The following is a 25104-nucleotide window of genomic DNA, read 5'->3' as shown; positions in this document are numbered from 1 at the left end:
TGATCTTCAGAAGACCTTGCGACCGTTCACCCAGGTTCCGATCAGCTTGCCCTGAAGCCGGCGGCCGTCGAAGGGCGAGTTCTTGGACTTGGAGTGAAGGGCGTCCGCGTCGATGATGACGGGGGCGCCGGCGTCGAACAGGATGATGTCAGCAGGGGCGCCCTCGGCCAGGACGCCGGCGTCGAGGCCGAGCAGGGCGGCGGGGCCCTGGGTCAGCGGACGCAACACGTCGAGCAGGTCCAGACCATCTTCGTGATGCAGGGTCAGGGCGGCGGGCAGCAGGGTCTCCAGGCCGATCGCGCCGGGCGCGGCCTCGGCGAACGGGCGGCGCTTGTCCTCGGCCGGGGCGGGAGCGTGGGCGGAGGTGATGACGTCGATCAGGCCCTCCCGCACGGCCTCGATCAGGGCCTGGCGGTCGGCTTCGGAGCGCAGCGGCGGGTCCAGCCGGTAGAAGGTGCGATAATCGCCGATGTCCACCTCGTTGAAGCACAGGTGGTTGATCGAGACGCTGACGGCGACCTCCAGCCCCTTCGCGCGGGCGCGGGCCAGGGTGTCCAGCGCGCCCTCGGTCGAAATCTGATCCACCAGGAACCGCGCGCCGGTCTGTTCGACCAGGGCCAGATCGCGCTCCAGCCCGATCCGCTCGGCGATGGCGGGGCTGCCGGAAAGGCCCAGGCGCGTGGCCAGTTCGCCGGAGGCGGCGACCGCGCCTTCCGTCAGCCAGGGATCGGCCGGGCGGCAGGCGATCAGGGCGTTAAAGGCGGCGGCGTAGCTCATCACCCGTTGCAAGGTGCGGCTGTTGACGATGACTTTGTCGCCGTCGGTGAAATACAGGGCGCCGGCCTCGTCCATCAGGCCGATCTCGGCCATGCGCTGACCGTCCAGAGCCTTGGTCGCGGCGCCGGCGGCGCGGACGTTGACGAGGTTCAGCGCCGCGCCGCGCCGCTGGATGAAATCGATCATGGCGGGGTCGTCGACGGCGGGGTCGGTGTCGGGCTGGACGACGATGGTCGTCACGCCCCCGGCGGCGGCGGCCAGGCTGGCGGACTTCAGCGTCTCCTTCGGCTCGGCGCCGGGTTCGCCGGTCTTGACCCGGATGTCGATCAGGCCGGGCGCGAGGCAGAAGCCGTCGGCGTCGATGATCTGATCCGCCGCCAGGTCCGGCGTCGGGCCATGGATGACGCGGCTGATGCGGCCGTCCTGGATCAACAGGCCGCCTGGGCCGTCATAGTCGGACGCGGGGTCCAGCAAACGGGCGTTGATGATGGCGACGGTGGTCATCGGGCGTCTCCCCAACGGGCGGAGAGGGAGGCCAGCACGGCCATGCGGGCGGCGACGCCCATCTCGACCTGATCCTGGATCAGAGAGACATCCAGGTCGTCAGCCACGTCGGAATCGATTTCGACGCCACGGTTCATCGGGCCGGGGTGCATGACCCGCGCGCCCGGATTGGCCCAGGCCAGCTTCTCGCGATCCAGGCCCCAGAAGCGGAAATATTCACGGGTCGAGGGGACCAGGGCGCCGGCCATCCGCTCCAGTTGAAGCCGCAGCATCATGACCACGTCGCAGCCCTTCAGACCCTCACGCATGTCATGGAAGACTTCGCAGCCCCAGCGATCGGCGTCGCCGGGCACCAAAGTCGGCGGGCCGATCAGGCGGACCCGCGCGCCCATCATCTGCAGCAGGGCGACGTTCGACCGCGCCACGCGGCTGTGGGTGATGTCGCCGCAGATGGCGACGGTCAGGCTGGTCACATCGCCGAAAGCGCGGCGCATGGACAGCAAATCAAGCAGGGCTTGGGTCGGGTGTTCGTGGCGGCCGTCCCCGGCGTTGACGACGGCGCAGCCCACCTTCTGGCTCAACAGTTCGGCCGCGCCCGAGGCCGAGTGGCGGATGACCAGGATGTCGGGCTTCATGGCGTTCAGGGTGACCGCCGTGTCGATTAGGGTTTCGCCCTTCTTCACCGAAGAGGCGGCGACCGGCATGGTCACGACGTCGGCGCCCAACCGCTTGGCGGCGATTTCGAAAGAGGAACTGGTGCGGGTTGAGTTCTCGAAGAACAGGTTCACGACCGTGCGGCCGTGCAGCAGGTCCAGGGCCTTGGACGACTGGCGATTGAAGTCGACGAAGGCGTCGCCCAGGTCCAGCAACTGCGGCGTCACATACGGATCGAGGTCCGATGCGGCCAGGAAGTGCGGTTTTGGGAACGGAACCAGCCGGTCGCGGATGGTCTGATCGGTGACTTGAGCGGGCTGGGTCATCGAGACGCGGCTATAGGCGCGACTCGGTCTGAACGCCAGTCAGGTGAAGTGGAACAGGGCCAGCAGAATGGGAATGACCACGGCGCTGCCCACGGTGGTCAGGGCGATGACGCCGGCGATCAGGGGGGCGTCGCCGCCCATCTGACGCGCCAGGATGTAGGAGGCGGCCGATCCGGGAGCCGCGCCGCAGATCAGGGCGATGCCCTGCGCCAGACTGTCGCCGCCCAGGGCCCAGGCGATGAACCACATCAGCGGCGGCATGACGCCCAGCTTGACCAGGCTGACAGCGGCGATGGTGGTGCGGCGGCGTTTGACCTCGGCGAAGGACAGACCCGCCCCGGCGACGATCAGGCCCAGCGGCAGGGCGGCGGCGCCCAGCAGGTCCATCGCATCCGACAGGCCCGGGATCAGCGGGACGCGCAACAGGTTCAGCGCCAGGCCGATCAGGCAGGCCAGCAGAATCGGATTGGCCAGCATCGACTTGATCAGCCCGACCACCGACGGCTCGCGGCGCAGCGAACCCCATTTCGCCAGCACGGCGACGCAGGCGATGTTGGTGACGGGAATGATGAAGGCGATGGCGACCGCGGCCAGCGCCGTGCCTTCCGAGCCATAGACCGACTGGATCACCGGCACGAAGACGAAGCTGTTCCAGCGGATCACGCCCTGAAAGACGCTGGTGTAGGCCGGGCCGTCCAGTGTGATCAGGGGCTTGGCCGCCAGGGTCGCCGCCGCCACGATCAGGGTCGCCCCGACCGCCGCCGCGCCCGCCACGGTCGCGCCGCCGCCGGCGAGGTCGGCGTGCCAGATCGCGGGGATCAGGAAGCTGGGGTAGAAGATGTTGATCGACAGCTTCTCGATCGGCCGCCACGCCTCGTCGGGCAGGAAGCCGGACTTTCGCAAGCCGTAGCCCAGGGCGATCATCAGAAAGACCGGCAGGACGCCGGCGATCAGGGCCGTCAAACCCAGGTCGCCTGATCCCGAACCCGATCAAGCGCCCCTTGCAGAATCCAGGCGGCGGCGGTGCGGTCCACGACCTGGGCGCGGCGTTTGCGGTTCAGGTCCAGATCCTCGATCAGGAAACGCTCGACGGCGCTGGTGGACAGCCGCTCGTCCCAGAAGGCGATGTTGACGGGCCGCAGCCGCTCCAGATTGCGGGCGAAGGCGCGGCACGACTGGGCGCGCGGGCCTTCCGTGCCGTCCATGTTGGCGGGCAGGCCGATGACCAGGGCCGAAACCTTGCGATGCGCCATCAGTTTGAACAGGTGTTCGGCTTCAAGCGTGAACTTTGACTTGCGGACCAGCTCCAGGGGCGAGGCGATCAGGCGGGTGGAATCCGACACGGCGACGCCGATAGTTTTTTCGCCCAAATCCAGCCCCATCCACGGCGTGTCGGGCGGGCAGGCGGCGGGCAGGTCGAGGAGGTCGAGGACGGGCACGGCCTGCGGTTAGGACTGGCGCGGGCCGAAGTCAAAGGCGATGGTGACGATGATGGACAGGAAGGACGATGATATGCGCATAGCGACAGCAGCGATGACGGCTTTCGGGCTTGTGCTGAGTGGTTGCGGACAGTCCGATACGCCGGCCAGGACCCCGACCGCACAGGATACCCAGACTGCGGCAGCCGCGCCGACGCCGGCCGCCATCACACGCGCGGTCACGCCCCCGACCACCAAGCCGGTCGGGCCTGCCGAACGGCGCGCGGCTGCTGCACGCGAAGAGATCGGCACGGCGGCCGACGTGTCGCAGTTGCTGGCTCTGCCGGACCAGAGCGCCAAGGTCTTCAGCCTGTCGGGCGGCGATCCGGCGGTGAATGGCCTGGTGACCTATTTCGCCCTGTTTGGCGGCCCGGCAGAGGGCTGGCGCGCCTATCCTTTAGGCGACTACGCCGAATGGAAGGTCGTTGAGGCAAGGGCCGGTCGCGTGGTCCTGTCGGTGCGTCAGGACACGGCGGGGCCGAACGGCGACATCCTGAAGGTGGAGCGGACGGTTCAGATCGACTTCCCCCCGAGCGGCGAGACCCCGCCCGACGCGGTGTCCGTCAGCACGTCGCAGTGAGATCACGCCTGACGACGGGTGGCTGATCCTTGTGAATCCCAAAGCGTGCGGCTAATCCGACCGCTTCGTTTTCATTTTGTGTGTTGGAGGGCCGCATGGCCATCGACGCTGCGACGGTGCGCAAGGTTGCGCATCTCGCCCGCATCAAGACCCCCGAGGACCGGCTGGAGCCGCTGGCGCAGGAGCTGAACGGCATCCTGGCCTGGATCGAGCAGTTGGATCAGGTGGATGTCGAAGGCGTGGAGCCGATGACCTCGAACGTCGCCCAGCCGCTACGCCTGCGCGACGACGTCGTCACCGATGGCGCGAAGGTCGATGCGGTCCTGTCGAATGCGCCCAAGTCGGCGGACGGCTTCTTCGTCGTGCCCAAGGTGGTCGAATAGTCATGAGCGACCTGACCAAACTGACCCTGAAGGGCGCCGTCGACGGACTAAAGGCCAAGGACTTCACCTCGGCCGAAATCACCCAGGCCTTTCTGACCACGATCGAGGCCGCCAATCCGACCCTGAACGCCTATGTCGAGGTGACGGCGGACAAGGCCATGGACATGGCGCGCGCGTCGGACGCCCGTATCGCCTCCGGCCAGGCCGGGGCGCTGGAAGGCGCGCCGTTGGGGATCAAGGACCTGTTCTGCACCGAGGGCGTGCAGACGACGGCCGGGTCCAACATGCTGCGCGGCTTCACGCCCCCCTATGAATCGACCGTCACCGCCAACCTGTGGCGCGACGGGGCAGTCATGCTGGGCAAGCTGAACATGGACGAGTTCGCCATGGGCTCGTCCAACGAGACCTCGGCCTTTGGTCCGGTGAAGAACCCGTGGAAATCAACCGGCTCGAACGCCGAGCTGACGCCGGGCGGTTCGTCGGGCGGTTCGGCCTCGGCCGTGGCGGCCGACCTGTGCCTGGCCGCCACCGCATCGGACACCGGCGGTTCGATCCGCCAGCCCGCCGCCTTCACCGGCACGGTCGGGATCAAGCCCACCTATGGCCGCGCCAGCCGCTTCGGCATGGTGGCCTTCGCCTCATCGCTGGACCAGGCCGGGCCGATCACCAAGACGGTCGAGGACGCGGCCTTGCTGCTGCAATCCATGTGCTCGTTCGACGCCAAGGATTCGACCAGCCTGGACATCCCGACGCCCGACTGGACCCAATCGGTCGGCCAATCGGTCAAGGGTCTGCGCATCGGCGTGCCGCGCGAATATGTCGTGGACGGGATGCCGGCCGAGATTCAGGCCCTGTGGGATCAGGGCGTGGCCTGGCTGAAGGACGCCGGCTGCGAGATCGTCGAGATCAGCCTGCCGCACACCAACTACGCCCTGCCGACCTACTATATCGTGGCGCCGGCCGAGGCCTCGTCGAACCTGGCCCGCTACGACGGGATGCGGTTCGGGCATCGGGCGGAGGACTTCAAGTCGCTGGACGACCTGTATGCGACCTCGCGCGCCGAGGGCTTCGGCAAGGAGGTCCAACGTCGCCTGACCATCGGCGCCTATGTGCTGTCGGCCGGCTTCTACGACGCCTACTACGTCAAGGCGCTGAAGGTGCGTCGCCGCATCGCCGAGGACTTCGACAACGTCTGGGGCCAGGTGGACGCCATCCTGACGCCGTCGACGCCGTCGGCTGCGTTCGCGCTGGGCGACAAGCAGATCGACCCGCTGACCATGTATCTGAACGACGTCTTCACGGTGACGACCAATCTGGCCGGCCTGCCGGGCATTTCGGTCCCGGCGGGCGTGGACGCCGGCGGCCTGCCGCTGGGGCTGCAGGTCATCGGCAAGGCGCTGGACGAGGCGACGGTCTTCCAGGTCGGCGCCGCGTTGGAACGGGCGGCGGGCTTCACGGCCAAGCCGGGCAAGTGGTGGTGAGCATGAGCGACAATACCAAGACCATCAAAGGCCGCACCGGCGATTGGGAAATCGTCATGGGCCTGGAAATCCACGCCCAGGTGGCGTCGAAGGCCAAGCTGTTCTCCGGCGCCGCCGTCGGCTTCGGCGCGGGACCGAACGAGCAGGTGTCGCTGGTCGATGCGGGCTTTCCCGGCATGCTGCCGACGCTGAACAAACACTGCGTCGAACAGGCGGTGAAGACGGGCCTGGGCCTGCGCGCGCAGATCAACCGCCGCAGCCAGTTCGACCGCAAGAACTACTTCTATCCCGACCTGCCGACCGGCTATCAGATCAGCCAGCTCTATTACCCCATCGTGGGCGAGGGCGTGGTCGAGGTGGAGGCCGAGGACGGCAGCTTCTTCAACGTCGGCATCGAGCGGCTGCACCTGGAGCAGGATGCGGGCAAGCTGATCCACGACCTGTCGCCGACCGAAAGCTACGTCGACCTGAACCGGGCCGGCACGGCGCTGATGGAGATTGTTTCTCGTCCCGACCTGCGCACGCCGGACGAGGCGGTGGCCTATGTGAAGAAGATCCGGACCATCCTGATCTATCTGGGCACCTGCGACGGCGACATGGAGAAGGGCAATCTACGAGCCGACGTAAACGTGTCTGTCTGCCGGGCCGGGAACTACGACAAGTTCAAGGAAACGGGCGACTTCAGCTATCTCGGCACGCGCTGCGAGATCAAGAACGTCAACAGCTTCCGCTTCATTTCTCAGGCGATCCAGTATGAGGCGCGCCGCCAGATCGAGATCCTGGAAGACGGCGGTTCGATCACCCAGGAGACGCGCCTTTACGACCCGACGGCCGGCGAGACGCGCTCGATGCGGTCCAAGGAGGAGGCGCAGGACTATCGCTACTTCCCCGATCCCGACCTGCTGCCGCTGGATCTGGAAGAGGCGTGGATCGCCGAGATCAAGGCGTTGCTGCCCGAGCTGCCGGACGACAAGCGCAAGCGTCTGATGGCCGACTATGGCCTGTCGCAATACGACGCCATCGTGCTGATCTCGGAACAGGCCAAGGCCGACTATTTCGAAGCCGCCGCCAAGGGGCGGGACGCCAAACTGGTGTCGAACTGGGTCACCAACGAGGTGTCGGCGCGCCTGGCGGCCGAGGGCAAGGACTTCAGCGAGAACCCGCTGCCGGCGGCGCACGTCGCGCAGCTGGTGGAGTTGATCGAGACGAACGTCATCTCGTCCAAGATCGCCAAGGAGGTCTTCGATCACGTCTGGAACGGCGAAGGCTCGCCGGCCGAGGTGGTCGAGAAGCACGGCCTGAAACAGGTCACGGACACCGGCGCCATCGAAAAGGCCGTGGACGAGATCATCGCCGCCAATCCGGACAAGGCGGCGGCGGTGGCTGAAAAGCCCCAGGCCATCGGCTGGTTCGTCGGTCAGGTCATGAAGGCCACGGGCGGCAAGGCCAACCCGGCGGCGGTCAACGACATCCTGAAGGCCAAGCTGGGGCTCTGATGCTTGGGGCTGCGGCCCCCAAACCCCGGCTTGTCGCTAACGCTCGCGACGCGGTCCTCGCTGCTTGAGCGACAAACTGCACGATAAAGGCCCGGAGATTGCTCTCCGGGCCTTTGTTCTTACCAGCGCCAGGCGTCGCGGATGACGTCGATGATGTAGCCGTCGTATTCGTCGATCAGATACAGGGTGTTGTCGACCGAGACCCAGCGTGTGCCCTCCGGCGGATAGCCCAGGCCGTAGGTGCGCCAGTCGTTCAACTGATAGCGCCAGAAGGCTTCCGGCAGGTACTGGCCGACCGACCACGACCGGCCCCAGTAGGAGCGTGGCACGCTGTAGTAGCCCCAGCCCGGCGCGAAGTAGAAGCCGACGCGCACGCCGTTGTATCCCCTGAAGCGCCGATCGTTGCGCCACCAGTCCGAGCGGTGGTTGCGATAGAAGTCGCGCCGCCACTGATCGCCGTTGAAGCGCTGGCGGAACTCACGGTGCTGACGGTCGCGGTCACGACCGTTGTTCCAGCCCGAGCCCGGACGGTCGGGACGGTTCCAGCCGTTACCGGGACGGTCTGGACGTTGGCCGCCCGTATTTGGGCGGTCGGGCCGGTCGGGTCGGTTCCAGCCGCCTTCGGGGCGGTCTGGACGTTGGCCGCCGGTGTTCGGGCGATCGGGTCGGTTCCAACCGCCTTCGGGTCGGTCTGGACGTTGGCCGCCGGTGTTCGGACGATCAGGACGGTTCCAGCCGCCTTCGGGCCGGTCTGGGCGTTGGCCGCCGGTGTTCGGACGATCGGGACGGTTCCAACCGCCTACGGGACGATCCGGACGCTGGCCGCCGGTGTTCGGACGATCGGGCCGGTTCCAACCGCCTTCGGGACGATCCGGACGCTGGCCGGCCGCATTGGGCCGTTCGCCACCCGACGGGCGCTCGGCACGGGGCGTATCGTTTGCGGGGCGGCTGGGACGTTCGGGGCGAGGCTCGCGCGGTCCGTCTTCACGACCCATCTGCGGACGCTCGGGCCGGTTCATGCCGCGGGCCCGCCCTTCGCGCTGCGGTCGTTCCTGCTGAGCCTGACCCTGTTGAGCCTGTTCCTGTTCTTGGGCGAGGGCCTGCATCGGAGCTGCAAGCGGGCCGGCGACGGCGGCGATGGCGGTGAAAGCCATCAGGAGGCGTTTCATGGTCTTTCGTTCCTGCACGCCGGGTCTCCGGCGGCTTGAGACGATCATCGATCCGTGGCGATGAACCCAGGCTGAACACCGTTCGCAATCAAGGGACTGTCCGAAAAAGCAGAACCCCGCAGGCAAGACCTGCGGGGTTCGATCGTCCGGTTATGGCGAGGCTTAATAGACGCCCGAGAGGACGCTGGCGATCAGGCCGCTGGCCACAGCGATCAACAGGATATCGTTGCCGGCGTGGACGTAGCGATAGCCGCGCGGCGCTTCGCGAAGACCGTAAACATAGGGGTCGCGGACATAGTAGTTGCGATACTGGTAGGGCAGATAACCGCCGGTGCGCCAGCGATAGTTGCTGTAGCGCGGCTCGACCCGATAGTAGCCATAGCTGGGGGCGTACCAGTAGCCTGCGCGCGGACCGTTGTAGCCACGGAAGTCCGAGCGCCCGCGCCACCAGTTGCTGTTATTGCGGTCCCAGCGGTCGTTGCGCCAATCGCGACGGTCGTCCCGGCGTTCGTCGCGATAGTCACGACGGTCGTCGCGGCGGTCCCGGCGATAGTCCTGGCGGCTGTCATAGCGACCGTCGCGCCAGTCGCGGCGATCTTCACGGCGTTCCTGACGGAAGTCGCGGCGGTCGTCACGACGATCCTGACGATACTCGCGGCGGTCGCGGTCCTGGGCCTGGACGAGCATCGGCACGGCCGTGGTCGACAGGGCGAGGGCGACGACGGCGGCCTTGGTGAGGCGGTTCATCTTCGTGCTCCATTCTGGGCCGCCGACGGATGTGCCGATCCGACCCGTTAATGATGAGCAAGGTCGGATTTCGCGCCTGAATGCCCGCTGAACGATCCCGTCAGGTTTGCAGCGCGCGTAGGCCGCGCCTGCGAGGCGTAAACGAGAGATTTATCAGAGATTTCCGAGATCTGAATCGCGTCGGAAGTATTCATTTCTGCTTTACTGAAAAGTGCGTGGAAGGCCTCTCGCCGTTAACTTTAACTTCAAACCACCGGTATTTGATGGCGTCTCAGAGGCGGGTCCAGAAGGGCGCCCGTTGAGGAGATACGGTGATGAACGCGCAAGAAATGGCGCACGACCTGCAGGCCCACGACGACGGTCTGCCCCTGCCGACCCCGGACATGTCCGGCGACGACTTGTTCAAATTGGGCATGATGTACTCGGCCGGATCGGGCGGTTGCCCGATGGACCGGGTGTCGGCCCACATGATCTTCAACCTGGCGGCCATGAAGGGTTCGATCGAGGCGCGCGTCTACCGCCGCGAGATGAGCCTGGAGATGGAACGCGAGGAGATCGCCGAAGCCCAGAAGGCCGCGCGGCGCTACATCGACCAGGGCGTGGTTCAGCTGGTCGCCTAAGCGGCTGGCTCAGAACTGGGCGTAGCCGTTGCCGTTCGATCCGTTGATCGAATAGCTGAAGCCGATCGGCAGCGCGGCGCGCACCTGGGTGAAGAAGGCCGCCAGCTCGCCCAGTGTCGAACGCGGTACGAAGACGATGTCGCCGCGCCGCAAGGCCACGACCTCGCCGCGACGGGGACGCAGGTCCACCACCCGCATCATGCGTGATCCGCCGGGCCCTCGACGGATCAGGGCCACGCTGTCCTGACGCGACGTCGGGGCGAAGCCGCCGGCCTGGATCACCGCCTGATAGGCGTCCAGATCGCCGATCATTTCGAAGACCCCCGGGTTGCGCACCTCGCCGTCGACCCAGACGCGGATCGGCCCGGCCTGACGCAGGGTGACCTCGACAACAGGGCGCACCAACTGGGTCGCATAGGCCGCAGAGACGACCTGCTGAAGCTGGGGCAGGGTGCGATCCGCCGCCATGACCGATCCGATCAGGGGCAGGGCGATACGACCATCGGGACTGACCTTGAGGGTCCGGGTCAACTCCGAGGCCGTCGGCGTCGCCACCTCGATTTCGTCGCCAGGATACAGCAGATATTCCGGTTCCTGATCCGTCCAGGGGGCGAAGGCCAGGCCGGCGAGGTCGTCGTAGGGCGACCGATCGACGCGCCGGGGATCGCGAACGCCGCCGGCCCCGCCGCAGGCCGCCAGCGAGGCGGCGATGGAGGCTGAACCCAGGGTCAGCAGAAACAGGCGGCGATCGGTCAGCATGGGAATCGGTCGGCCTCGACGAGGGATTTGAGCCAACCTCGCCGGTTATGGGTAACCATCAGTTAACGCCGGTGGGCGAAGGGTGAAGACAACACGCCTTTCAAGGGATTCGGCCCGCCCGATGCGCTCCACCGCCCACGTCACCACAAGGCCGCGCTACGGCGTTCTGGACGTGATCGGCCTGTTGTTCCGCGAATTGCTGCTGATGATCGTCGTCTTCGTGGTGATCCTGGGGCTGGGGTTCGCCGCCGCCATGACGCTGAAGAAGAGCTACACCGCCACCGGCTCGGTGTTCGCAGGCGTGGGTCAGGAATACGTCTATCAACCGCGCGTCGGCACGGCCGAGCGGGGCCAAGCGCCGCAGGGCGACGAGGTCGCCAACTCCGAAGCCGCCATCCTGGGTTCAAGCGCTGTTCGCCAGAAGGTGGTCGATGCCCTGGGCCCGGCCGCCATCCTGGGCGAGCCGCACAAGGGCAGTCCGCAGGCCGCGCGGTCCGCTGCGCTGAAGGCCGTCGGCGGCGGCCTGGGCGTCGCCACGGCGCCGGGCAGCGCGGTCATCCATCTGACCTACAAGGCCGACGATCCCGAACGCGCGGCCCGGGTCCTGAACACAATCATCGAGCAATATCTGATCTACCGCCGCGAAGTCTTCCAGGACAAGACGCCGGCCATCGCCAGCCAGCGCATCGCCTTCGAGGATGAGCTCGGCAATGCGGACCGCGCCTACGAGGCCTTCCTGGCGTCCAACGACATCGGCGACTTCACGGCGGCCAAGGCGACGTTGGCGGCGACCTATCAGACGGTCTTCACCGACCGGATGTCGACGCAGAGCCAGCTGAACCAGACCGCCCAGCGGCTGAACACCCTGATCGCGCAGCAGGCGGGAACCCCGGCGGAGGTGGCGCTGCAGCAGGATCTGAACATTTCGGCCCAGGACCAGGTGCTGCAACTGCGCACCGAGCGCGAGCAACTGTTGTCACGCTATCAGCCCGACGCCCAGCCGGTGAAGGACATCGAAGCGCGGATCAACCAACTGCAAGCCTATGTTGCGACCGGCACAGCCGTCGGAGCCAAGGAGGTCCGCACCGGACCGAACCCCGTCTGGACCGAGCTGGAAACCACGCGGATCAACACCCGGGCCGAGCGGGACTCGCTGGCGGCGCGTCTGGCGGTGCTGGATCGGCAGCTGGCCGACATCCGTTCGCGGCAGACGCGGCTGACGGCGCTGGAATCCGAGAACACGACCCTGGCCGGCAATCGCGAAGTGCTGAGCGCCTCCATCCGGGAGTTCCAGCAGCGCGAAACCCAGAGCCGCGCCGACAACGCGCTGGTCGCCGCCGGCGCCGACAACGTCACCGTCATCGAACGCGCCCAGCCGCCGGCGACCGGAAAGAGCCTGAAGATCCCGCTGCTGGCGGCGGTCTTCCTGTTCGCGGGTTTCACGGCCCTGTGCGTCGGCCTGTTGCGGGTGTTCACGCGTCGCGGCTTCACGACCCCGGCCTCGGTCAGCCGCACGCTGGACATGCCGGTTCTCGCCGTCGCGCCGGCCAAGGCGGCTTAGCGAAACTCGTGCTAGGCTGAGGGCTTAGGGAGCGCCTTGGCGATTCGATGGTCGATCTGACTTCAGAAATGGCGGGCCTTTGGGCGACGTTGGGACCGGCGCCGGCGCACCGCGCGCGCGTGATCCAGTTTGCCTCCGCCGTCACCGGAGAGGGCGTCTCGACCGTGGCGCGCGAGTTCGCGCGGCTGGCGGCGGTGCGGGCGCGCAAGCCCGTCTGGCTGATTGACGGCGATCTGGCGCAGCAGAGGCAGTTGGAGACAGTGTCAGCCGAGCCGGATCGTTTCGGCCAGGTCGGCAAGGCGGCGCAGGGCTCGCCCGACGGCTCAAGCTTCTACGCCGTGACGCCGCGCGTGACCGGGCGCGACGGCAAGCCGGTGCCGGATTCGCGGCTGCTGACGGCGCGGTCCTGCCTGGGCGGCCGGTTGTGGGTCACGCATTTCCACATGGAAGCGCTGCGGTCCGGGCACCGGGTCGAGGCGGTCGGAGAGCCCCGCTATTGGGAGGCGCTGCGGCCCCACGCCGACACCATCGTCATCGACGCGCCTGCCGCTGACCGCAACGACATGGCGATCATCCTGGCGCCTTTTGTGGACATGACAGTTCTGGTGATCGCCGCCGAAAGCACGGCCGCCCATGCGCCGGTCATCTTGCGCGACGAGATTGAGGCTGTAGGGGGAAAGATCGCCGGCGTGGTCATGAACCGCTCGACCTACAAGGCGCCGGGGTTCTTGCAGCGGCTGATGGGCTGAAGCCTTTCCTAGTAGACGTTTCAGACGTCCGATTCCGCACATTCGGCAAGAAGATGAAGCGGTTGCGCTGAAATCGAGCGCGGATGCGGCGCCTTTGCGTGCGTCGCGCATTGTGTGGCCATGACAAAGTCCGTCGCATTCGTCGGAGCGGGGCCGACGACGCTCTACGCCCTGCATGCCCTGCTGTCCCAAGGTGTTGTTTCGGCGCGGGTCACAGTGTTCGAGGCGCGCGAGACGGCTGGCTGCGGTAGTCCCTACAGCCCGGACTGGAACGACCCGGCGATGCTGTCCAACATCGCCAGCATCGAAATCCCGCCATTGCAGGACACGCTGGCCGACTGGCTGTCGGCACGAACGCCCGCCGAGTTGGCCGAGCTGGACGTGGATGGGGCGTCTCTCGATGAGCGCACCTTCGTCCCGCGTGTCGCCTTGGGGCGATATTTCGAAAGTCAGTTCGCCACCCTGGTCCAGCAGGCCCGCGCCAAGGGCGTTCTCATCGATGTGCGGACGGGATGTCGGGTCATCGACGCGGCAAATCGCAAGGACGGCATCGAGCTGACCTTCACGTCGCCGCCGTCGTGGAAGGTCGCCAAGGCTGTATTCGACCACGCGGTTCTGGCGACGGGTCACCAGTGGCCGTCGCGGCCGGACGCCCAGCCCGGATATTTCCTGAGCCCATGGCCTGCGTCTGACCTCGCGGATGTTCCGGCGACACGCATCGGCATTCGGGGGTCGTCGTTGACGGCCATCGATGCGGCCGTCGCCCTGGCCACGTCGCACGGCGACTTCGTTCGGCGGGACGATCGGCTGATCTATCAGCCGGCACCGGATACCGAGGATTTTCACATCGCCATGATGTCGCGAAAGGGGCTGCTGCCCGAGGCGGACTTCTATTTTCCGCTGCCGCATGGCCCGCTGACCTATTGCACGCCCGAGGCTGTCGCTGCGGCTGTGGCACGCGGCCCTGACGGGCTGCTGGACGCCGTGTTCGACCTGTTTCGAACCGAGCTGATCCATCTGGACCCTGACTACGCCGCCGAGACGGGACTGCATGATGCGACGCTGGAAACCTTCGCCGAGGCCTATTTCGCTCGCCGCGCGGCGGTCGATCCGTTTGTTTGGGCCGCCGCGAACCTGAAGGAGGCGCAGGCGAACCATGCCGCACAGGTGACCGTGGCCTGGCGCGACGGCATCCTTCGCATGCACGAGATCGTCGCCGTCATCGTGTCGCATCTGGACAGCGCCGAGTTCGAGCGGTTCAGCCGCGCCTTCAAGCCGATCTTCGTCGATATCTACGCCGGCGTGCCGCACGAATCGATCGAGCGTATGCTGGCGCTGCACGCCGCCGGGCGGCTGGACGTCATCGCCTTGGGCGACGATCACGACGTCGATACGCGTTGTCCCGAAGGCGGGGCTCGCGTCACGATCAATGGTGAAACGCGTCATTTCCCGATCTTCATCGAGGCGACGGGTCAGGCGGCCCTGAGCGGCATCCAGTTTCCGTTCCTGTCGCTGCTGGAGCAGGGTATCGTTCGAGATCAGGTCGCCAACGATGCGCCCGACGTGGTCCGGGGGATTGCTGTCGATGACCTGTTCCGGCCGGTCGATGCGCCCCTGCCGATGGATCGGCTGTTCTGTCTCAGCCTGCCGTTCATCATGGGGCGGCATCCCTTCGCGCAAGGCATCACCAGTTCGCACGAAATGGGCGGGATCGTCGGTCGGCGACTGGCGTTGATCCTGAATACCGCAAAGCCTGCGGTCGACCACGCCGATACAGCGGCCTGACGCGAGGACGAATGAAACTGTTTGCGATCTACATCGGCGGGGAACACCCCGGCGCGAATATCGAGGTCCACGATATGCGCTTCCTCGTCGCCCCCACGATCGAAGCGACGAAAGACGCCTTGCTGGCGCAGTGGTGGGGACGTGAAGGGACGTTGCACATCGATTGCTGGTCGGAGATTTCGCAGGCGGACGGCTATGAGGTCAGCCTGTCGCCGACGCCTTATGAGGGCAAGGAAAAGCTCTACTACGTGAACCTGGGCGGCTACGACGGGGTGGGGTTCGCCGAGCAGCACCGCAATGTCTTTGTCGTCGCCGACGGCCTGCCGGCAGCCAAGGCGCGCGCCATCAAACTGGCCCACGATTGGACGGACGCGCATCGGGACGAGATGTATGAGGCCGAACAGGCGTTTGCGCTGGACGACGTTGCAGGCGCTGAACGTCTGTACATCCACCTCAAGCCCAGCCTGATGAGCGGCGATCCGGACTTCACCTGCCGCTACATGCCGATCCGCTGATCAGGCCGGGGGGCGCCTCAGCATTGCCGCGCCGTAGAGTTTCGGCTCGAAGCCTTTGGTCCAGAAGACCTTGCCGAGACCACGCGCGCAGCGGTCGTAGGTGTGGGCGCGGTCGGGACGGCGAAGGACGGCGGCCAGAAGCGATGCGGCACCCCAAATCCCGGTCTGGACTAGGCCTACCAGCATCCATTTGACGACGCCCGGCCAGTCGCGGCGGTCGGCGGCCATCTGGATCGGGCTCTGGCCATAGGCGAAGGCGCGGGTCAGAGCGTAGGTCAGCGTCGCGCGGTGGGGCGGTGCGAACTCGTCCACCCAGGCCTCGGCGGCCCAGCCGAACCGGCCGCCGCGCGACGACAGGGCGGTGAACAGCCGGTCGTCCTCGCCGCCCGTCTCGTTCATGGCGACGTCGAACGGGGCCTCGCCGAGCAGGGCGGTCGCCCGCACCATAAGACTGTTTCCGCAGCCGTGGATGTCGTCGGTCAGTCCGGTCTCGCGCGGGCCGTCGCGTCCAAAGAACCGCTCCAGATAGGCGGTGGTCCAGCCGGTGTTTTCCGGCACCCGTCCGCGAATGGGGCCGAAGACAACATCGGCGCCGGTCTGGGTTTGGGCGCTCAGCAGGGCGGCGAGCCAGCCGGGAGAGGCGGCTTCGTCGTCGTCCAGAAAGGCGATCAGGGTCGCGTCGGTGGCGGACAGGCCGACATTGCGCGCGGTCGCCACGCCGGGGACGGGGGCGTGGGCGTAGATCAGGGGCACGGGCGCCTGGGCGCGCAGGTGCTCGATCAGGGGCGCGGCTGATCCGTCGGGGTCGTTATCGGCGACGACGATGGCGGCGACGCGCTGCAGCGATCCGGTCTGAGTGAAGACCGACCGCAGGGACCGCTCCAGACTGTCCGGCCTGCGCAGGGTCGGGATGATGACGGCGACATCGCGCATGGTCAGACGGCGTCCGCATAGACGGCGGCGCGGTAGAGCCTGAGCGCGAACGCGCGCGCCTTGATCGGCAGGGCCGTGGTCAGGGCGGCCTGTTTCATCAGGCGGCGCGCCAGGGGCAGGGCGGGCAGGCGTTTCAGGGCGCGCGCGGCCTTGTAGCTGGGATAGGTCTGGACGATGGCGGGATGCAGGGCGACGACGCGGGCGAAGTTGCCGGCGCCCTGATCGAACTTTCGCGCCAGATCCTCGACCGTGTCCAGGCCCATATGGGTGGCGGGATTGTCGATGTGGACGACGGGAAAGCGGCGCGAGACGCGCATGGCCCACTCCACGTCCTCCCAGCCCCAGCCGCTGAAACCGGGATCGAAGGCCTCGGCAGCGAACACGTCGCGGCGCACCAGCAGGTTGGAGGTGTAGACGTATTTCTCGGGCGTCAAGGCGCGCTGGGACGCGGGCAGGCACTCCGAGGCGCCGGACAGGGCGCGGTGGACGGCGAACCGCGCGTCGGTCGGCGCCTGATCCAGCGAGAAGCCGCCAAAGGCGACGGCGGGCGCGCTGTCGGTGACCAGTCGCAGCCAGTTTTGCAGAAAGACCGCCGTGTCGGGCCGCATGTCGCTGTCGAGGAACAGATAGGCCTCGCCCCGCGCGGCGGTGGTCAGCCGGTTGCGGCCCCTTGCGCGGCCCTCGTTGGTCGTCAGGGTGATCAGGCGGGCGGGCAGATGCAGGGCGTCGATGGTCGCCTGAAGCCGGGTCGTCAGATCAGCGTCGGCTGTGCCGTCGTCGAGCAGGATCAGCTCGACCGCGCCGGACAGGGCGATGGCCTCGGTGTCCAGTTGGCGCAACAGGCCTTGCGGATCGTCACGCAGGAAGGGGATCAGGACCGAGATCGTCGGCATCGCCTGCGACCAGGCGGCGTTGTCGTGGATCTGGGCGCTCATGCCGTCACGCTCCGGCGCGCGCGGATCAGGCGCATGAGCACGTCACGCACCCCGGCGGCGTTCAGCGTCAGGGCCACGATGGCATAGACGAGGCCGCCCACACTCGCGTCCAGCATCAGTTCCAGGAACCCGCCGATGGGGGGCAGCATCCAGACGACCCCGGCCATGACGGTGGAGGCGATTCCGCAACGGATCAGCGCCTCCCACGGCATGGGCAGAGCGATGGCGCGGCGGCTGAGCAGGATGCAGGCGATCAGGCCGATGGCGAAGCTGGCTGTGGTCGAGACGGCGGCGCCGGTGACGCCCATGCGCGCGATCAGCATCAGGTTCAGCGCGACGTTGCACAGGGCCGGGATCGCCATGGTCACCAGCAACAGGCCGGTCTTCTTGCCCAGGGTGAAGCCGAAACCGAAATAATAGGCGATCATGCCCGACAGGAAGGAGGAGGCGGCGATCCACGGCGTCACAAGCGCAGCGGCGGCGCGCAGATCCTGGCCGATCATCAGCTCCGCCAGCGGTCGCGCGACCAGCGACAGGCCGACGGCGGCGGGCAGGCCGATCAGGATCAAGGTCGAACCCTGCTCGATAGCCGTCTGACGCAGCGCCTCGCGCCCGCCGCGCTCCAGCGCCATGACCATGGCCGGCGCGCCCGCCGCCCCCAGCCAGATGAAGATGACGTCCAGCGTCCGGTTCGCCAGGCTGTAGCTGGCGTGATAGGCGCCGACCGCCGCCGCATCCATGAAGGCGGCCAGCAGAAACCGGTCCGTCGAGGCCAGCACCAGCGCCAGCGTCAGAGACGCCGCGATGGGATAGCCATAGAGGGCGTAGGCTTTCAGCCGCGTGCGATCCACGGTTCCGCCCGTCGCCTGTCGCAACTCGCCCGGCAGGATGAAGGGCAGGGCGAACAGGGGGGCTATGGCCAGGCCCAGCAGGGGTGAGGCCGCGCCGGCGCCGGCCAGCGCGAACCCGGCCCCGACCAGAAAGCCCAGGATGGCCACGCCGATGTCCACGGCGGCGGATTTCGACACCTCGCCCGCAGCGCGATACCGCTCCTGCGCCAGCTTCGCGAGGTTGCGCACGGGCGCGCCGGCCAGGCCGAAGGCGACGGCGATCTTGAACGCCGGCGTCAGCGGCGCCAGCCAGACGATCAGCGCCGCGATGGGGGTGAAGACGGCGATGATGGTGAAGGAGGTGCGGTACAGGCTGGCGAAATGGGTCGCCATGCCCTCGGGCGTGCGCTCGGCCGCCCAGAACCGCGCCATCGACGCCTCCAGCCAGGTGAAGGTGACGGTGTGGGCCAGGGTCGTCACCGAAAACGCCAGGGCGTAATGGCCGAAGTCTTCGGCGCTGAGCAGGCGCGTGAAGACGAAGATCGTCAGAAAACCGACGACCCCCTGGACGATCTGGGCCGGCAAATAGCCCCAGACGCCGCGCCAGAACATGCGCTTCTCGCTCAACGCAGGGCCGCCCGGTCGCCCAGCAGAACGGGGATTGTGACGGCGATGACCCACAGGTCCAGCCAGAAGGACTGGCGCTCGATATATTCGATGTCGAGCTGAATGCGCTCGCGCACCTGGGCCTCGGTGTCCACGGGCCCGCGCGAACCCTTGATGGCGGCCCAGCCGGTCATGCCGGGCTTGATGCGGTGGCGATGGGCGTATTCGGCGACCAGCAGGGCGGATTCGGTCTCGCCGGTCTTCATGCCGATGGCGTGGGGGCGGGGGCCGACCAGGGACATCTCGCCCGACAGGACGTTGAAGATCTGGGGCAGTTCATCCAGGCTGGTGGCGCGAATGAAACGGCCTACGCGGGTCACGCGGTCGTCGTCGATGCAGACCTGGCGGCTGGCGGTCGCATCAGCGGCGGCGTGGCGCATCGAGCGGAACTTCCACACCACGATGGTCTCGTGATTGAAGCCATGGCGGCGCTGGCGGAAGAAGACGGGGCCTGGGCTGTCCAGCTTCACCGCCAAGGCGACCAGGGCCATGATGGGCGCAGCGACGACCAAGGCAACGGCGCCGATCAGCAAATCCTGCATCCGCTTGTTGAAAGCTCGCCTGTCGGGATCGACGGGACCGTCCAGGGACGCCAGAGGCGCATTGGCCAGCCTGTTTAGTACCCCGTCGCGTCCCAACTCCGAATCGACCAGGACCGTCAGCGGATTGGGCAGGGCGTTCAAGGTTTGCGTCAGGTCGCGCACGCGCTGGCCCGCCTCCGGATCGATAGCCAGGACGATGCGGTCGATATAGGGCGTCAGCCGGTGGGTGAGCAGAGCCTTGGCGGTCCCCAGCACCGGCACGCCGGCGACGCTGTCGGGCGAGCGGGCCAGCCGGTCGTCGAACACGCCCAGCACATTCATGTCACGCCGCTCCAGCGCCTGTTCGATCAGACGTCGTGCGTTTCGGGTCGCGCCGACGATGACGATGTTGGGTGACAGCACACCCAGCCGACGCCACCGCGCAATGACGACCAGCCACAGGCCGTGCAACAGCGCCAGGGCGGCCGTCGTCGTCAGCGCCCAGGGCGCAATGACGTCCAGCGCCGGCCGGTCCAGCAGCCAACCCAGGACGAGCGCAATACCGGCCGAGACGACGCCCACGCCTACAACGCCAGCCATATGCAGAGGCCAGGGCGTGTCGCGTCCGAATCGATAAAGCTGAAGCGCGCGCATCAGCACGAGCACCAAAACGGCGCCGACGACCACGGGCGCGGCGTCGCCGACCGTGATCGACCCCAGTCCCGTCGGCTGGATGGCCACGATCGCGCTGAACGCCAGCCCGCACACCATCAGCACGTCGATCAGCCGGAAATAATGCGCCGACAGACGCACGGACGACCGCTCGCGCGCATTCAGCCAGATCTCCGGCCGGAACGGCCCGCGCGAAGGCCGGCCTTTCAGCGGCGTGTCGGCGGCGAGATTGGCGGGACGGTCGAGCAACAGGTGATCCAGCAGCGATCCGGGGGGGCGAATGATGGCCGCGATACTGCCGCTTTGGCCTCTATGTCGCGTTAACGTGGACGCTTTCTCTCGAACCGGATTGCGCGACGCATCAGCCTCCGCTATCGACGCCCTCGCAGGAGACGTGGCCGAGTGGCTGAAGGCAACGGTTTGCTAAATCGTCGTACCCCGTAAGGGGTACCGAGGGTTCGAATCCCTCCGTCTCCGCCATTCCTCTTAGAATATGGGCCGACAGCAGCCACCCGCTGCGCAAAGGGTCAGTTGGCTCCGCGCGTCATGTCGCCGTTGAAAACGACCACCGTGGACGACTAGCTGAACAGACGCCACCAGGGTTTCCAGGGGGTCAGGTGGTGTTCGTGGTGACGGCCGAAGTGGAAGCAGGTCAGCAAGGACAGGACCGGGCCGAAGGGACTGGTGCGGGCGTTGTGGTGGTCGGGGAAGGCGTCGTCGGTATGCCGGTGCGGCAGCCAGGTGCCGAAGGTGAAGAGCTGTAGCGCCGAGAGCAGCGCGGGCGCGGCCCAGAAGACTAGAAGATTGGGTATGCGGGCGCCGAGGATGAGCACCGCAACGGCCACGAGCACCGTCAGAACGGCCAGTTCTCGCCAGCCGAAATAGGTGCGGAAGAAGCCGTAGAACCAGGGCAGGAAGGCGCGGGGGGCGTCGGCGTGAAAATCGGGATCGTCCGCCGTGCCGGGCGCCGCGTGATGGGCGTGGTGGGCCGTCTTCAAGGGCGCGAACCGAAAACCGGCGTAGAGGGCCAGCGCCAGGCTGCCGATCGCGGTGTTCAGCCGGGGGCGGCCCGGCGCCAGAGAGCCGTGCATGGCGTCGTGGGCGACGATGAACAGGCCGACGGACAGCCACGTCTGGACGGCGACGATCAGCGGAACGGTCAGGACGCTCCAGATCGTCCAGCGATGAAAATAGACGCCGTAGATATGCAGGCTCAGCCAGGCCGCCGCGATCAGGCCAGCCAGCGTCAGGCCGATCAGGGCCTGGTTTGGGACGACCCGTGACATTGGCGTGACGGCGGACATGGCGCGACACTTAGCGCATCGCGGCCCGGTAAGCATCCTGTTCGCTTGCCGCATGCGTCCGCGCGTGCCACCTGTCTGGAATGCAGGTCGACGCCTTTGACACTTCCGCGCCGGACCTTCTGCTGGTCGGCGGCGGCCTGGCCAATGGCCTGCTGGCGCTGCGGCTGTCACAGCTGCGGCCCGATCTGGATGTGCGAATCGTTGAGACGGCGCAGACCCTGGGCGGGGTCCACACCTGGTCCTTCTTCGACAGCGACCTGACGCAGGCTCAGCGCGACTGGATCGCGCCCTTGGTGGTGCATCGCTGGCCGGGATACAGCGTCCGTTTTCCCCAGTTCGAACGCGCGCTGTCGACGCCTTATTGCAGTGTCACGGCCGAAGGGTTCGCGGCGGTGGTCGAGGCGGCCTTGCCCGGACGGATCATGCTGGGTGCGCCAGTCGCCTCAGTGTCGCCGACCGAAGCGGTTCTGGCTGATGGACGGCGTTTGAGCGCCAAGGCGGTGATCGATGGGCGCGGGCCGACCGCGACGCCGGATCTGGCGCTGGGTTTCCAGAAGTTCGTCGGACTGGAGGTGCGGCTGGCGGCGCCGCACGGTCTGACAACGCCCATCGTCATGGACGCCTGTGTCGACCAGGCCGGGGGCTATCGGTTTCTCTACACCCTGCCGTTCGATGAGCGGACGCTGCTGATCGAGGATACGCGCTATACCGACGGGGATGCGCTGGATCGCGAGGCGTTCCGTCAGGGTGTGCTGGATTACGCCCGCGCGCAGGGCTGGGAGATCGAGACTGTCTTGCGCGAGGAGGACGGCGTCTTGCCCGTGGCGCTCGATGGGGACATTGGCGCGCATTTGTCGCGGATGGGGCCGACGGCGCTCAGCGGTCTGCGCGCCGGGCTGTTTCACCCGACCACCGGCTATTCCCTGCCGGACGCCGTGCGCCTGGCCGACCGGTTGGCGCGGGATTTCGAGCCGGCGACGGTCGCCGAAGACATCCGTCGCCATGCGCATGACGTATGGGCCGGACGAGGCTTTTATCGGTTGCTGAACCGGATGCTATTTCGTGCGGCGCGGCCCGATGAACGATACAAGGTGCTGGAGCGGTTTTATCGTCTGCCCCAGCCTTTGGTCGAACGCTTCTACGCCGCTGGATCCACCCTTGCCGACAAGGCGCGGATCCTGAGCGGAAAACCCCCGGTGCCGATCGGCGCCGCGCTGACCTGTCTGGTCGAAAGAGGACGTGCGTGATGCGGGCTGCTGTAATCGGATCGGGCTTCGGAGGCTTGTCGCTGGCCATACGGCTGCAGTCGGCGGGCATTCAGACCACGGTGTTCGAGGCCCGCGATCTGGAGGGCGGCCGGGCCTATGTGTTCAAGGACAAGGGCTACACCTTTGACGCGGGTCCCACCGTCATCACCGACCCGTCGGCGCTGGAGGAACTGTTCGAGGCCAGCGGGCGCAAGCTGTCGGACTATGTCGAACTGCTGCCGGTCGCGCCCTTCTACCGACTGTGCTGGGAAGACGGCGACGTCTTCGACTACGTCAACGATCAAGATGAGCTGGACCGCCAGATCGTGGCGCGCAATCCGGCCGACAAGGAAGGCTATCGCAAGTTCCTGGCCTATTCGCAGGACCTGCTGAAGGAAGGCTATCTGAAGCTGGGAGCCGTGCCGTTCCTGGACTTCGCCAGTATGGTCAAGGCGGCGCCGGAGCTGATGCGGCTTCAGGCCTGGCGGTCGGTCTATGACAAGGTCGCCAGCTATATTCAGGACGAGCATCTGCGTCAGGCGTTCAGCTTCCACTCCCTGCTGGTCGGCGGGAATCCGTTTGCGACCTCGTCGATCTATGCCTTGATCCATGCGCTGGAGCGGCGCTGGGGCGTGTGGTTCCCGCGTGGCGGCACCGGAGCCCTGATTCAGGCCATGGTGCGTCTGCTCAAGGATCTGGGCGGTGAGGTGCGGCTAAACAGTCCGGTCGAGCGCATCATCATGGCGAACGGTCGCGCGACCGGCGTGGTGGTGAACGGCGAGACGCTGGCCTTCGACATGGTCGCCTCCAACGCGGACGTGGTTCACACCTATCAGCGCCTGCTGGGTCAGGAGCCCCGTGGTAAGAAGGAAGGCGCCAAGCTGGCGTCGCGACGTCACTCCATGTCGCTGTTCGTCATCTATTTCGGCCTGAAACGCGTCCACCCGGAGGTGCGCCACCACACGGTGCTGTTCGGGCCGCGCTATCGCGAACTGATCGCCGAAATCTTCAAGGGGCCGGATCTGCCCGACGACTTCTCGCTGTATCTGCATGCGCCGACGCGGACCGATCCGTCACTGGCCCCGGAAGGCTGCGACGCCTTCTATGTGCTGGCGCCCGTGCCGCACCTGGCCTCGGCGGACATCGACTGGGAGGTCGAAGGGCCGCGCTATCGCGACCGGATACTGGCCTATCTGGAAGAACGCTACATCCCCGGCCTGACGGCCGATCTGGATACCTGCCGCATCTTCACGCCGGTCGATTTCCGCGACCAGCTGAACGCTCACCAGGGTTCGGCCTTCTCGCTGGAGCCGATCCTGACCCAGAGCGCCTGGTTCCGGGTGCATAACCGCGACGACCAGATCCCGAACCTTTATTTCGTGGGCGCCGGCACCCATCCCGGCGCGGGCGTGCCGGGCGTGGTCGGATCGGCCAAGGCCACCGCCGCCCTGATGATCGAGGACGCGAGGCAGCCGGCATGACCGACGCCGTCCTGGATCACAGCCGCCAGTCGATGGAGCAGGGGTCCAAGAGCTTCGCCGCCGCCGCGCGCCTGTTTCCGGCGGCGATCCGGGACGACGCCTGGATGCTGTATTCCTGGTGCCGGCATTGCGACGACGAGATCGACGGCCAGGTGCTGGGCCACGGCGCGGTCGGCATCGATCCGGTGCTGGCTGGTGAGAGACTAGACGAATTGCGTCTTCGCACCGCCGCCGCCCTGGCCGGAGAGCCGCAGACGGACCCGGTCTTCACCGCCTTCCAGCGCGTCGCCATGCGTCACGGCATTCCGGCTGACGAGGCGATGGACCTGTTGCAGGGGTTCGAGATGGACGTGGTTGGCCGACGTTACGATACGCTGGAGGACACGCTGGACTATGCCTATCACGTCGCCGGCGTCGTCGGGGTGATGATGGCGCGGATCATGGGGGTGGACGATGCGCCTACCCTGCGACGCGCCCAGGACCTGGGGCTGGCGTTCCAGCTGACGAACATCGCCCGCGACGTGGTCGAGGACGCGAAGGGCGGGCGCGTCTATCTGCCCGGCGCCTGGTTGGATGAGGCGGGCGTGCCGCGCGATCAGGTCGATCAGCCCCAGCACCGCGCTGCTGTGGCTCGGACCGCGCAGCGCCTAGTGGCGGCGGCCGAGCCCTTCTACGCCTCGGCCCGGTGGGGTTTGCGCGATCTGAACCCGCGCTCGGCCTGGGCCATCGCCACGGCGCGCGGCGTCTATCGTTCGATCGGCCGCCATGTGTCGCGCGCCGGCGTGAGCGCCTGGGACGGGCGGACGTCGGTCGACAAGGCGGGCAAGCTGATGCTGTTGGGGCGGGGTGGCCTGATCGCCCTGTGGTGCAAGACGCTGGACGCCTGGCGCGAGCCGCCGCCGCGCCCGGCGTTGTGGACGCACGTCTGATG

The 25104-nt window shown here is 67.1% G+C and carries 24 protein-coding genes and 1 tRNA gene; 13 read left to right on the top strand and 12 right to left on the bottom strand.

The window, feature by feature from the left end; translation table 11 throughout:
• Positions 1-6: 6 nt before the first annotated feature.
• Genes pyrC through ruvX form a run of 4 tightly spaced genes read right to left on the bottom strand, consistent with a single transcriptional unit; the run spans position 7 to position 3700 of the window.
• The gene (gene pyrC / locus KAK88_RS11320) at positions 7-1281 is read right to left on the bottom strand and encodes a dihydroorotase (RefSeq protein ID WP_242076721.1); all 1275 of its coding nucleotides are present in this window, start codon (positions 1279-1281) and stop codon (positions 7-9) included.
• On the bottom strand, positions 1278-2261 hold the full coding sequence (locus tag KAK88_RS11315; protein ID WP_026108614.1) for an aspartate carbamoyltransferase catalytic subunit: 984 nt from the start codon (positions 2259-2261) through the stop codon (positions 1278-1280). The genes pyrC and KAK88_RS11315 overlap by 4 nt, the downstream gene beginning before the upstream one ends.
• 39 nt (positions 2262-2300) lie before the next feature.
• Positions 2301-3224, bottom strand: coding sequence for an AEC family transporter (locus KAK88_RS11310; RefSeq protein ID WP_242076720.1), 924 nt, complete (start codon positions 3222-3224; stop codon positions 2301-2303).
• Complete coding sequence (ruvX, locus tag KAK88_RS11305) at positions 3221-3700, bottom strand: Holliday junction resolvase RuvX (protein ID WP_242076719.1); 480 nt, start codon at positions 3698-3700, stop codon at positions 3221-3223. The genes KAK88_RS11310 and ruvX overlap by 4 nt, the downstream gene beginning before the upstream one ends.
• A gap of 73 nt (positions 3701-3773) precedes the next feature.
• Between ruvX and KAK88_RS11300 the strand changes: the two genes are divergently transcribed.
• From KAK88_RS11300 to gatB, 4 genes are all read left to right on the top strand, one after another.
• Positions 3774-4319 (top strand): hypothetical protein, encoded by a 546-nt coding sequence (locus KAK88_RS11300; RefSeq protein ID WP_242076718.1) that lies wholly within the window; start codon positions 3774-3776, stop codon positions 4317-4319.
• A 95-nt stretch (positions 4320-4414) separates the two neighbouring features.
• Positions 4415-4702 (top strand): Asp-tRNA(Asn)/Glu-tRNA(Gln) amidotransferase subunit GatC, encoded by a 288-nt coding sequence (gene gatC, locus KAK88_RS11295; RefSeq protein ID WP_039247681.1) that lies wholly within the window; start codon positions 4415-4417, stop codon positions 4700-4702.
• A gap of 2 nt (positions 4703-4704) precedes the next feature.
• Positions 4705-6183, top strand: coding sequence for an Asp-tRNA(Asn)/Glu-tRNA(Gln) amidotransferase subunit GatA (gene gatA, locus KAK88_RS11290; protein ID WP_242076717.1), 1479 nt, complete (start codon positions 4705-4707; stop codon positions 6181-6183).
• Positions 6184-6185: 2 nt separating this feature from the next.
• On the top strand, positions 6186-7679 hold the full coding sequence (gene gatB / locus KAK88_RS11285) for an Asp-tRNA(Asn)/Glu-tRNA(Gln) amidotransferase subunit GatB (RefSeq protein ID WP_242076716.1): 1494 nt from the start codon (positions 6186-6188) through the stop codon (positions 7677-7679).
• Positions 7680-7798: 119 nt separating this feature from the next.
• Here gatB and KAK88_RS11280 read toward each other — a convergent pair whose 3' ends face one another.
• Together KAK88_RS11280 and KAK88_RS11275 are read right to left on the bottom strand one after the other, a co-directional pair.
• Positions 7799-8848, bottom strand: coding sequence for an RcnB family protein (locus KAK88_RS11280; protein WP_242076715.1), 1050 nt, complete (start codon positions 8846-8848; stop codon positions 7799-7801).
• 162 nt (positions 8849-9010) lie between these two features.
• The gene (locus KAK88_RS11275) at positions 9011-9595 is read right to left on the bottom strand and encodes an RcnB family protein (RefSeq protein ID WP_045811611.1); all 585 of its coding nucleotides are present in this window, start codon (positions 9593-9595) and stop codon (positions 9011-9013) included.
• A 314-nt stretch (positions 9596-9909) separates the two neighbouring features.
• On the opposite strand from KAK88_RS11275, the gene KAK88_RS11270 reads away from it, so the two are divergent.
• Entirely contained in the window at positions 9910-10215 is a 306-nt protein-coding gene (locus tag KAK88_RS11270; RefSeq protein ID WP_039247692.1) for a hypothetical protein, read from the top strand.
• A gap of 9 nt (positions 10216-10224) precedes the next feature.
• Here KAK88_RS11270 and KAK88_RS11265 read toward each other — a convergent pair whose 3' ends face one another.
• Positions 10225-10974, bottom strand: coding sequence for a polysaccharide biosynthesis/export family protein (locus KAK88_RS11265; RefSeq protein ID WP_242076714.1), 750 nt, complete (start codon positions 10972-10974; stop codon positions 10225-10227).
• A gap of 121 nt (positions 10975-11095) precedes the next feature.
• On the opposite strand from KAK88_RS11265, the gene KAK88_RS11260 reads away from it, so the two are divergent.
• The 4 genes from KAK88_RS11260 (at position 11096) to KAK88_RS11245 (ending at position 15584) form a co-directional block, all read left to right on the top strand.
• On the top strand, positions 11096-12535 hold the full coding sequence (locus tag KAK88_RS11260; RefSeq protein WP_242076713.1) for a GumC family protein: 1440 nt from the start codon (positions 11096-11098) through the stop codon (positions 12533-12535).
• 47 nt (positions 12536-12582) lie between these two features.
• Complete coding sequence (locus KAK88_RS11255) at positions 12583-13284, top strand: hfsB (protein WP_242076712.1); 702 nt, start codon at positions 12583-12585, stop codon at positions 13282-13284.
• A 120-nt stretch (positions 13285-13404) separates the two neighbouring features.
• Positions 13405-15069, top strand: a complete 1665-nt coding sequence (locus KAK88_RS11250; RefSeq protein WP_242076711.1) for an FAD/NAD(P)-binding protein — start codon at positions 13405-13407, stop codon at positions 15067-15069.
• Between the two features lie 11 nt (positions 15070-15080).
• Positions 15081-15584, top strand: coding sequence for a DUF1543 domain-containing protein (locus KAK88_RS11245; RefSeq protein WP_242076710.1), 504 nt, complete (start codon positions 15081-15083; stop codon positions 15582-15584).
• Here the strand turns inward: KAK88_RS11245 and KAK88_RS11240 are convergent, their stop codons facing one another.
• From KAK88_RS11240 to KAK88_RS11225, 4 genes are read right to left on the bottom strand one after another with little or no spacing between them, the layout of a single operon-like run.
• The gene (locus tag KAK88_RS11240) at positions 15585-16517 is read right to left on the bottom strand and encodes a glycosyltransferase family 2 protein (protein ID WP_242076709.1); all 933 of its coding nucleotides are present in this window, start codon (positions 16515-16517) and stop codon (positions 15585-15587) included.
• Positions 16518-16519: 2 nt separating this feature from the next.
• Positions 16520-17452 (bottom strand): glycosyltransferase family 2 protein, encoded by a 933-nt coding sequence (locus KAK88_RS11235; protein WP_242076708.1) that lies wholly within the window; start codon positions 17450-17452, stop codon positions 16520-16522.
• Positions 17449-18909 carry a lipopolysaccharide biosynthesis protein gene (locus KAK88_RS11230; protein ID WP_347264863.1) on the bottom strand — a complete coding sequence of 487 codons (1461 nt, stop codon included), beginning with the start codon at positions 18907-18909 and terminating at the stop codon, positions 17449-17451. Before KAK88_RS11230 ends, KAK88_RS11235 begins: the two co-directional genes overlap by 4 nt.
• The gene (locus KAK88_RS11225) at positions 18906-20390 is read right to left on the bottom strand and encodes an exopolysaccharide biosynthesis polyprenyl glycosylphosphotransferase (RefSeq protein WP_242076707.1); all 1485 of its coding nucleotides are present in this window, start codon (positions 20388-20390) and stop codon (positions 18906-18908) included. Before KAK88_RS11225 ends, KAK88_RS11230 begins: the two co-directional genes overlap by 4 nt.
• A gap of 139 nt (positions 20391-20529) precedes the next feature.
• Between KAK88_RS11225 and KAK88_RS11220 the strand changes: the two genes are divergently transcribed.
• A tRNA-Ser gene (locus KAK88_RS11220) sits at positions 20530-20621 on the top strand.
• A gap of 98 nt (positions 20622-20719) precedes the next feature.
• On the opposite strand, the gene KAK88_RS11215 is transcribed toward KAK88_RS11220, so the two are convergent.
• Positions 20720-21427: a fatty acid desaturase gene (locus KAK88_RS11215; protein ID WP_242076706.1), complete on the bottom strand. Its 708-nt coding sequence runs from the start codon at positions 21425-21427 to the stop codon at positions 20720-20722.
• Between the two features lie 98 nt (positions 21428-21525).
• On the opposite strand from KAK88_RS11215, the gene crtY reads away from it, so the two are divergent.
• From crtY to KAK88_RS11200, 3 genes are read left to right on the top strand one after another with little or no spacing between them, the layout of a single operon-like run.
• Complete coding sequence (crtY, locus tag KAK88_RS11210) at positions 21526-22692, top strand: lycopene beta-cyclase CrtY (protein ID WP_242076705.1); 1167 nt, start codon at positions 21526-21528, stop codon at positions 22690-22692.
• Positions 22692-24173, top strand: coding sequence for a phytoene desaturase (locus tag KAK88_RS11205; RefSeq protein WP_242076704.1), 1482 nt, complete (start codon positions 22692-22694; stop codon positions 24171-24173). Before crtY ends, KAK88_RS11205 begins: the two co-directional genes overlap by 1 nt.
• A complete protein-coding gene (locus tag KAK88_RS11200; protein WP_242076703.1) occupies positions 24170-25102 on the top strand; it encodes a phytoene/squalene synthase family protein in 933 nt (310 codons plus the stop codon). Before KAK88_RS11205 ends, KAK88_RS11200 begins: the two co-directional genes overlap by 4 nt.
• Positions 25103-25104 lie beyond the last annotated feature (2 nt).

Source organism: Brevundimonas diminuta (assembly GCF_022654015.1).
Classification (GTDB): Bacteria; Pseudomonadota; Alphaproteobacteria; order Caulobacterales; family Caulobacteraceae; genus Brevundimonas; species Brevundimonas diminuta_C.
This window is presented reverse-complemented; position numbering and strand designations above follow the sequence as displayed.